The 8,335-nt window shown below is 71.1% G+C and carries 7 protein-coding genes; 3 read left to right on the top strand and 4 right to left on the bottom strand.

What is annotated here, in order from left to right; all coding sequences use genetic code 11:
- On the top strand, positions 1 to 270 hold a 270-nt coding region (locus HUV06_RS12790), incomplete at its 5' end, for a DUF992 domain-containing protein (protein ID WP_174301647.1).
- A gap of 57 nt (positions 271 to 327) precedes the next feature.
- Here HUV06_RS12790 and HUV06_RS12785 read toward each other — a convergent pair.
- On the bottom strand, positions 328 to 1,749 hold the full coding sequence (locus tag HUV06_RS12785; protein WP_174301646.1) for a hypothetical protein: 1,422 nt from the start codon (positions 1,747 to 1,749) through the stop codon (positions 328 to 330).
- A gap of 230 nt (positions 1,750 to 1,979) precedes the next feature.
- Here HUV06_RS12785 and HUV06_RS12780 point away from each other — a divergent pair, with 230 nt between their 5' ends.
- Positions 1,980 to 3,146 (top strand): lysozyme, encoded by a 1,167-nt coding sequence (locus HUV06_RS12780; RefSeq protein ID WP_174301645.1) that lies wholly within the window; start codon positions 1,980 to 1,982, stop codon positions 3,144 to 3,146.
- On the opposite strand, the gene HUV06_RS12775 is transcribed toward HUV06_RS12780, so the two are convergent.
- Positions 3,110 to 4,135 (bottom strand): P1 family peptidase, encoded by a 1,026-nt coding sequence (locus HUV06_RS12775; RefSeq protein ID WP_174301644.1) that lies wholly within the window; start codon positions 4,133 to 4,135, stop codon positions 3,110 to 3,112. The two genes, HUV06_RS12780 and HUV06_RS12775, sit on opposite strands and share 37 nt — an antisense overlap.
- Before the next feature lie 72 nt (positions 4,136 to 4,207).
- Between HUV06_RS12775 and HUV06_RS12770 the strand changes: the two genes are divergently transcribed.
- Complete coding sequence (locus tag HUV06_RS12770; protein WP_174301643.1) at positions 4,208 to 4,468, top strand: hypothetical protein; 261 nt, start codon at positions 4,208 to 4,210, stop codon at positions 4,466 to 4,468.
- A 69-nt stretch (positions 4,469 to 4,537) separates the two neighbouring features.
- Here the strand turns inward: HUV06_RS12770 and acnA are convergent, their stop codons facing one another.
- Positions 4,538 to 7,342, bottom strand: coding sequence for an aconitate hydratase AcnA (acnA, locus tag HUV06_RS12765; protein WP_174301642.1), 2,805 nt, complete (start codon positions 7,340 to 7,342; stop codon positions 4,538 to 4,540).
- A 154-nt stretch (positions 7,343 to 7,496) separates the two neighbouring features.
- Positions 7,497 to 8,335: hypothetical protein (locus HUV06_RS12760; RefSeq protein WP_174301641.1), on the bottom strand; the 839-nt coding region annotated here is incomplete at its 5' end.

Raw genomic sequence — 8,335 nt, 5'->3', positions numbered from 1 at the left:
CACGATCTCGCCGCCCAGGCCCGGATCGCCGCCACGCTGCCCGACGCCAAGCTCATCGCGGTGCTGCGCGAACCGGCCAGCGCGACGCTGGGCGTCGGCATAGGCGGCAACGCCCTGGTCGGCGGCTCCAGCCACAGCTTCAGCCTGCAGCCGTTCAGCATCGAGGGCAGCACGGGGGTGAACGTCGCCGCCGGCATAGGCGGCCTGGACCTGTACTACGTACCGAACTTCCCCATGCATCGTCACCATCGCCGCCCCCACGGCTACTAGGGGTCGAGGGAGAGCGGAGCAGATCGACCGCTCCGCCTCCGGGTCTTCAGCCGCGTTTCAGCCCATTCCGGCGGAGGCCATCTGAAGCGTCGTCGCCGTGGTGGGAATCCCGACCGGCGCCGGCGCCACGGAGGGAGTCGGTTCGACGACGGTGGGCTCCAGGGCCGCGGGCCCGGCGACAGGCTCCCCCGGCGTGAAGGCCACGGGCACCATGATCGAAGCCGCCTGGACCACGGGGGCTTCGACCGGCCGCGCAGGCTCGACCGCCGAGGGGCTCCAGCCGGACGCGTCGGCGACGCAGCGCGCCGTCTCCATCATGGCGTGCTGGCCCAGGCAGAACACGTCCTCGTAGTTCGGTCCCGCCACCGACAGGCACTGGTACAGGTTCAGCCGCGCCATCTTCAGGCACTGGGCGCTGGAGGCTTCGGTGAGCAGGGCCTGCACCCGGTCGGCGTGCTCCTCGCCCGCCTCGCCCAGCACCGCCAGCGCGGCCAGGGTGAGGCCGCGGGCGACCACGGGCGTCAGCTTGCCCGAGCCGTCGGCGCCGCCGCCCTGGCGCAGCCGCACCAGTGAGGCGATCATGGCCTGGCCGCGGTCCGCCGCCAGAGCCTCACGCACTGTAGAGCGGGTCTTGATCTCCGCCAGGGTCGCTTCGGGCTCGACCACAGAGACCTTTGACCAGGCGCTGTGCTGGATGTCGTAGGCGGACTGCTTCACGGCTGCGCCAGAGCCGTAGAGCGAGCCGCCGAGTCGCCCCAGCGCCGCCGCCGCCCGCAGGGCTGCGGCGTCCGCGCCCCGGGTCTGCAGCACGGCGCGAGGATCGGCCGCCAGCTTCAAGACAAGGGCCGGCCGAACCTGCGGATCTCGGCCAAGCTCACCGACTGCCGCCACGAAAGCCCGGTCCTGCAGCGCAGCCAGGGCCACATAGGCCACCGCGCCCTCCTGCAGCTGGCCGGCCTCGTAGACGCCGCCCGCCCTGAGCGCCCGCGACACGCCCGCCGCGTCCACATAGTCCGGGCGCATGGCCGAGGCGCGCTGCATGTAGTCGGCGAAGCCCTGCGCCGACTCCACGGCCGCCCGCGCCAGCGCCACCGAGGTTGGCTGCGTGTCGGTCGGGACGGCCCTTTTGGGGGCGGCCGAGGCGCGCAGCAGGGCGTACTGGGCGTTCAATGTGGCGATGGCCGGCGCAGTCGGGTCGACCACAGCCGCGCTGGATGCCTGAGAGCTAGATGCCTGAGCGCTAGATGCCTGAGCGCTGGACACCTCAGCGCCGAAGGCTTCACGGGCCTCCAGCCCGGCGTCGGCATCGAAGGCTTCAGCCACATCTGGCACGGGCTTGACGGGAGCGGCCTGTACCGCGACCTGCTTGCCTATCGCCGACGCGGTGGCGCTCTGCTCGGTCTTGTGGGCGAAGGCGGGTCCGGCGAGCGCCGTCAGGCCTATGAGGGCGATCCCCGCCCATGGCTTGCAAGGTGTCATCTGTGGTGATCTCCCCCACGGGAGGCGCCGTCCCCGCGGCCGACACTCGGCCGCAACCGGCTCCGCCCATCACAGGTGGCCAGAATGTCGCCACAGTCTTAACCCGCCGTGAGGGTTCCAAATCGCGGCCAAGTAAATCAACGTGAAGGCGAGTTAACCAGGATGGCGCCTTCGGCCTTCATCTTGCTTCGTCTGGCAATCAAGGCCACGGCTGGGTCAAGTTGGATCACATGAAGCTGCATCCGCGCCTGTCGCGCGCCGCCCTCGAACTCGTCACCCGCTTCGAGACCTTCCAGCCCACCGCCCAGCCGGCGGCTGAGGCCGGCTGGACCGTCGGCTATGGCCACACCCGCTCCGCTCGCGAAGGGGCCCACGTCACCCGGTCGGACGCCGAGGCCCTCTTGCTCTACGACCTCAGCGCGGCGGCGGAGGGCGTGCAGGCCGCCCTCTTCGCGCCGGTGACACAGCGCCAGTTCGAGGCCCTGACCGCCTTCGCCTTCAACATCGGGGTCGGCAACTTCCGCCGCTCCAGCGCCCTCGCGCGGGTGAACGCCGGAGCTGAGCTCGAAGCCGCCGACGAGATCGAGCGCTGGCGCCACGCCGAACTTGGCGCCGGCGCCCAGGTGGTGGATGCCCTGGTGCGCCGCCGAGCGGCCGAGAAGGCGCACTTCCTCGGCCTGCCGGAAGGCTTTTCCAAGTCGCCGAGCGCGGTGCTGCGGCCCCTGGCCGTGGAGGGACCGCACGAGGCGGAGGCGCCGCCCGTCGAGGCCACGGCCGCACCTTCGGCCACCCTCAGCGCCGCCAACACGGTCCAGGCCCGGCTGCGCGAGCTGGTCCCCGATCCCGAGCCGACATCCCCTGACCTTGAGCCGACGCCTGAACCTGCATCCGGCGTCGCCGAGGCGACCGCCCTGGAGCCGATCCCCTCGACCCTCGCGCCGGGCGCCGAAGCGGACGGCGACGAGGCGCCCTTGGTGCAGGCGCCTTCGGCGCAAGCGCCCTCGGCGCAAGCGCCCTTGGCGCAGGGGCCTTCGTCTAGTGCGCTCCCGCCGCCGTCCCTTCCTGAGGCGATCTCCACCGAGCCTCGGCCGCCTGCAAACGACGCCGAGCCTCCGCCGCCGGTTATCGAGTCCGAGCCGCGTCCGGCGGTCGTCCTGCCGACTGCGACCCCTGAGGCTCGCGTCGCACCCGGACCCGCCGCATCCGGAAAGGTGATCTCCGCCCAGACCCTCTATGCGGCCCTGACCGCGCTGGGCGCCTGCCTGCTGGTGGCGGCGACGGTGCTGATCCTCGGCGGCAAGGCGAGCTTCGGCAATCTGGGCCTGGGCGTGATCGGCGTGCTGGCGATGACGCCCGGCGTCTACGGGCTGCTCGGGGGGCCTCGACCTCCCGTCTGACCTCCAGCCTGGCGGGCCGCCTCCCAGGCTCCCCGAGCTATGGCCCGAGCCAGGCAGTCCGCCGCGGCCGAGCCGATCCGCGCCACCTCTACTGCGCGGCTTCCCGCCAGCGCGCCATCGCCGCTCGCAGCCACGAAGACGATGTCGCCGTCGAAGGGCGTATGGGCGGGGCGGATGGCGCGGGCCATGCCGTCATGCGCCATGATGGCGATGCGCTTGCACTCCGCCCCGCTCAGGGCGGCCGACACCGCGATGACCCCCAGGGTGGTGTTCGCGCCGGGCCGCGCCCGCCGGCCCAGTCGCGAGAGGTCCGGCATAGGCTCGGGATCGATGGCGAACCCCTCCGGCCGTTGCCCGCCGAACTCGCCGTCCATCTCGAACGGCCACGCCCAGGGCGTCTCGCCGTCCGCCATGAACACGGAGCCGAGCGGGTTCACCGCCGCCAGCCCCCCTACGACCAGACCATCGCCGAGCACGACCGACGCCGATCCGAGACCGCCCGGGCGCGCGCCGGCCATCGCTCCGCGCCCTGCGCCCACCGCGCCCAGAGCGAAGCGCTCGGCGGCGGCGCCCACCGCGTCCATTCCTAGCCGGCGATAGGGCGGCTCGAGCCCCCAGGCCTTGTCGCCGCCATTGCCCAGGTCATAGAGGATCGCCGCCGGGGTGATCGGCACCAAGGGGTCGGCCGGATTCAGCCTCAGGCCTTCACCCGCTTGGGCAAGCGCAACCGTCACCCCGTCCGCCGCGGCCAGGCCATAGACGGAACCGCCGCTCAGCACGATGGCGTGGGCGCGACCTACCAGGTTCTCTAGCCCCAGCGCCGAGACGTCCCGCTCGCCCGGGCCGCCGCCGCGCACGTCCGCCGCCGCCGTCCAGCCGCCGGGGAGCAACGCCACGGTGACGCCGGTGCGCGCGGCCTCGTCGGTGGCGTGGCCGACCCTCAGTCCCGGCACGTCGGTGATCAGGTTCAGCGGGCCGGGGCGGATCATGGCGGCTCCGAGAGCGGCGCGGCCTGCAATGACCGCCGCGGAACATCGCGCTTGGCGCGCCGTTGGCCAAGCATGTCGACGCCTTCGCCCCGCCGCCTCGCCCTGATCCTTACGGCCGTGCTCGCCGGACCGCTGGCCGGATGCGCCGGCTACGGCCCGCTGGGTGAGCCGCCGCACGGTGTCGCCGGCCTGAAAGCGGCCGAGGCGCAGCACAACACCGCCAAGATCGGTCAGCCGGGTCTCACGCCGCGCGGCGGGGGTTCGGCCGTGGCGCCCACCGGGCCGGAGGGCAATCCGACGGTGGGACCGACGGACAGCGTCGGACCGCAGTAGCTCGCTTTCTCCCCATCGGCGATGGGGAGGATGTTTGCGCGCAGCCCTGTCACGCCCGAGGAGAGCGGCCTATTCCGCCGCTTGCAGCTGCGGCTCGCCTTCCGGCTCGTGCACGCCGCGCGCGAGGTTGCGCAGGACGTAGGGCATGACGCCGCCGGCCTCGAAATAGTCGAGCTCCGTCTCCGTATCGATCCGGCAGGTGACCGGGAAGCGGGCCACCTTGTGGTCGGACGGGCGGAACAGCTCCACCATCAGCGTCTTGCGGGGCGAGAGCTGGTTCAGGCCGCGAATGGTGATGAGCTCCTCGCCGGTGAGGCCCAGGCGCGCCCAGCCCTCCACCTGGAACTGTAGCGGCAGCACGCCCATGCCGACCAGGTTGGAGCGGTGGATGCGCTCGTAGGTCTCGGCGAACACCGCCCGCACGCCCAGCAGCTTGGTGCCCTTGGCAGCCCAGTCGCGAGACGAGCCGGTGCCGTATTCCTTGCCGGCGAAGATCACCAGCGGACGGCCTTCGGTCTGGTACTGCATGGCGGCGTCGTAGATCGCCATGACCTGGCCGGAGGGATGGTGCTTGGTGACGCCGCCCTCGATGTCGGGCGTCATCCTGTTCCTGATGCGGATGTTGGCGAAGGTGCCACGCATCATGACTTCGTGGTTGCCGCGGCGGGCGCCGTAAGAATTGAAGTCGGCAGCGTCCACGCCGTGGGCGATCAGGTACTGGCCGGCGGGCGAGGTCTTGCGGATGTTGCCGGCGGGCGAGATGTGGTCGGTGGTGATGCTGTCGCCGAAGATGGCCAGGATGCGCGCCTCCTGGATGTCGACGACCGGCTTGGGGGTCATCGACAGGCCCTCGAAGTAGGGCGGGTTCTGCACGTAGGTGCTGTCGTTCTCCCAGCCGTAGGTCTCGCCGCCCGCCACCTGGATGCCCTGCCAGTGCTCGTCGCCCTTGAACACGTCGGCATAGCGGGTGGCGAAGAGCGCATTGGTCACCACCTCGCGCTGGAGGGTGGCGATCTCTTCGGAGGACGGCCAGATGTCGCGCAGATAGACCGGCGTGCCGTCGCTTCCGGTCCCCAGCGGCTCGCGGGTGATGTCGAACAGCATGGAACCGGCGAGCGCATAGGCGACCACGAGCGGCGGCGAGGCCAGGTAGTTGGCGCGGACGTCGGGGTTGATGCGGCCGTCGAAGTTGCGGTTGCCGGACAGGACGCTGACGGCCACCAGGTCGTCGGCGTTGATGGCGTCGCTGACGTTCTGGGGCAGGGGACCGGAATTGCCGATGCAGGTGGTGCAGCCATAGCCCACCAGGTTGAACCCGAGCGCGTCCAGGTCCGCCTGCAGGCCGGCATTGGTCAGGTAGTCGGTGACCACCTGCGATCCGGGCGCCAGCGAGGTCTTTACCCAGGGCTTCACCTTCAGCCCCTTGGCGTGCGCCTTGCGGGCGACCAGGCCGGCGGCGATCAGCACGCTGGGGTTGGAGGTGTTGGTGCAGGAGGTGATGGCGGCGATGACCACATCGCCGTGTCCGACATCGAAGGCTTCCTCGCCCTCGTCCGGCTTGACCGGGATGCGGTGGTGCTCATGGCCGGCCTTGCCGAAGTCGGTGGCCAGGTGCTCGGCGAAGGCGGTGGAGGCCTCGCTCAGCAGCACGCGGTCCTGCGGGCGCTTGGGGCCGGCCAGCGACGGCATCACGGTGGAGAGGTCGAGGTCCAGAGTGTCGGAGAAGACGGGCTCAGGGGTGTCCGCGTCCACCCACAGGCCCTGCTCCTTGGCATAGGCCTCGACGAGCGCGACTCGGTCGGGGGTGCGGCCGGTCTCGGTCAGGTACTTGATGGTGGCCTGGCTGACCGGGAAGAAGCCGCAGGTGGCGCCGTATTCGGGGGCCATGTTGCCGATGGTAGCCTGGTCCTCAATCGTGAGGTGCTGGAGCGCGTCGCCGTAGAACTCCACGAACTTGCCGACCACGCCCTTCTTGCGCAGCATCTGGGTGACGGTGAGCACCAGGTCGGTGGCGGTGGCGCCCTCCGGCATCTTGCCCGTCATCCTGAAGCCGATCACCTCGGGGATCAGCATGGGGATGGGCTGGCCGAGCATGGCGGCCTCCGCCTCGATCCCGCCGACGCCCCAGCCGAGCACCGACAGGCCGTTGACCATGGTGGTGTGGCTGTCGGTGCCCACGCAGGTGTCGGGATAGGCGAAGACGGTGGACTTCACCTCCATCGGCTCGCCGGTCTCGCTGTCGGCGAACTGGCCGTCCTCGATCTTCAGGCTCTCGCCCTTGTCGGTGGCGGTCCAGACCGTCTGGGCGAGGTATTCCAGGTTCACCTGGTGGCAGATGCCGGTGCCGGGCGGCACCACGCGGAAGTCGTCGAAGGCCGACGAGCCCCAGCGCAGGAAGCGGTAGCGTTCGCCGTTGCGCTCATATTCCCGGTCGACGTTCTCGCCGAAGGCTTGCGGCGTGCCGAAGTGGTCCACCATGACGGAGTGGTCGATCACGAGGTCGACCGGGTTCAGCGGGTTGATCTTGTCCGGGTCGGCGCCGAGTTTGCGCATGGCGTCGCGCATGGCGGCGAGGTCCACGACGGCGGGCACGCCGGTGAAGTCCTGCATCAGCACGCGGGCGGGACGATAGGCGATCTCGTGCTCCACCTTGCCGCGGTTCTCGGTCCAGGCGGCCAGCGCGTGCAGGTCGTCTTCGGAGACGGTGGGGCCCTCGTGGCGCAGCAGGTTCTCCAGCAGCACCTTCATGGAGACGGGCAGGCGGGAGATGCCGGTCAGTCCGGCGTCCTCGGCGGCTTTCAGGCTGTAGATGGCGTAGGTCTTGTCGCCCACCTGCAGGTCGCGGCGGGTATGGAGGCTGTCCTTGGACGGCATGGTGGTGGTCTTTCCTGTTCGGCGGGCTCGCGCGCTCGAGAGGACGGGACGCACAGGTTCCCGCCGAGCGCCGCGGGGGCTCCCGCAAGCAGCGCTGTCATAGCGTCCGCCCGCGGGGCCGTCCATGCGGAGCACGCAGCAGGGCTGCGTCTCTTTACTTGCGAACGACTTGCAAATGCTTGCGCTCGGGTCCGGCTGACCTCTCCTCGGCCAAGGCGCGCTCGGACCAGGCGAGCAGGGCGGCCCGGGTCCAGTACATGCCATAGCAGACCGGAAGATAGGCCCCGCTCTCCACCAGCCTGCGCCGGATCGGCGACCGGGCGATGGCGTAGGCGGTCTGGACCGGGTCGGCCTTCAGCCGGATCAGCCGTCCCCCGCCGTCTTCCGCCGTGCGCCGGAGAAAGGCCAGGCCCGGGCTGTAGTGGGCGAGCTGGGGGTCGTAGAGCCAGCTTGCGCCACAGACCCCGGCCAGGTCGGGGCGCACCCGCAGCAGGGCCGCGAGGCGGTGGTAGCAGCGCAGAAAGCCCTCGGTGTTGAAGTCCTCCAGCGTGCGCAGATCCACGTGCAGCTCCGCCCAGGGTCGGGTCCCCACCTCCGCCAGCCAGGCGCGGGCCGGGGCCGTCCCGTACTGCAGCACCTGTCGACAGAAGGCGCCGGCCGCCCGCCGGGCGCGAGGCGCGAGACTCTCCATGTCGGCGGGATCGGGGATGGAGAGGGTCAGGGGTCCCACCGGCGTGGCCAGGCCGGTCACCAAGGCCACGTCGCGCGAGAAGGTCTCGGGATTGTAGGGGCGGCTCGCCGACAGGAAGGCGGCCAGGCGCGCATGGGCGGCGGGGTGCAGCTCCAGCAACTCGGCCGGCCAGCCGGCGACGCGGGCGTCGAGCCCCAGCGCCAGAGCCGCCACGGCGGCCCGGCGGAGCGGCTCGTCGTCCTGGCGGAAGGTGGTCCTCAACCAGGTCGTGACGGCTGCGCCCGGCGCGCCGACGTGGAAGA

This window comes from Caulobacter sp. S45 (assembly GCF_903642205.1).
Classification (GTDB): domain Bacteria; phylum Pseudomonadota; class Alphaproteobacteria; order Caulobacterales; family Caulobacteraceae; genus CAHJWH01.
Note: the sequence above shows the minus strand (reverse complement) of the source record. Positions and strands in the feature narration are given on the sequence as shown.

Bases quoted from the DNA above. Each gene is read 5' to 3' on its own strand.
- HUV06_RS12785 (WP_174301646.1), bottom strand. From the start codon at position 1,749: ATGACACCTTGCAAGCCATGGGCGGGGATCGCCCTCATAGGCCTGACG.
- acnA (WP_174301642.1), bottom strand. From the start codon at position 7,342: ATGCCGTCCAAGGACAGCCTCCATACCCGCCGCGACCTGCAGGTGGGC.
- HUV06_RS12770 (WP_174301643.1), top strand. From the start codon at position 4,208: ATGTCGACGCCTTCGCCCCGCCGCCTCGCCCTGATCCTTACGGCCGTG.
- HUV06_RS12780 (WP_174301645.1), top strand. From the start codon at position 1,980: ATGAAGCTGCATCCGCGCCTGTCGCGCGCCGCCCTCGAACTCGTCACC.
- HUV06_RS12775 (WP_174301644.1), bottom strand. From the start codon at position 4,135: ATGATCCGCCCCGGCCCGCTGAACCTGATCACCGACGTGCCGGGACTG.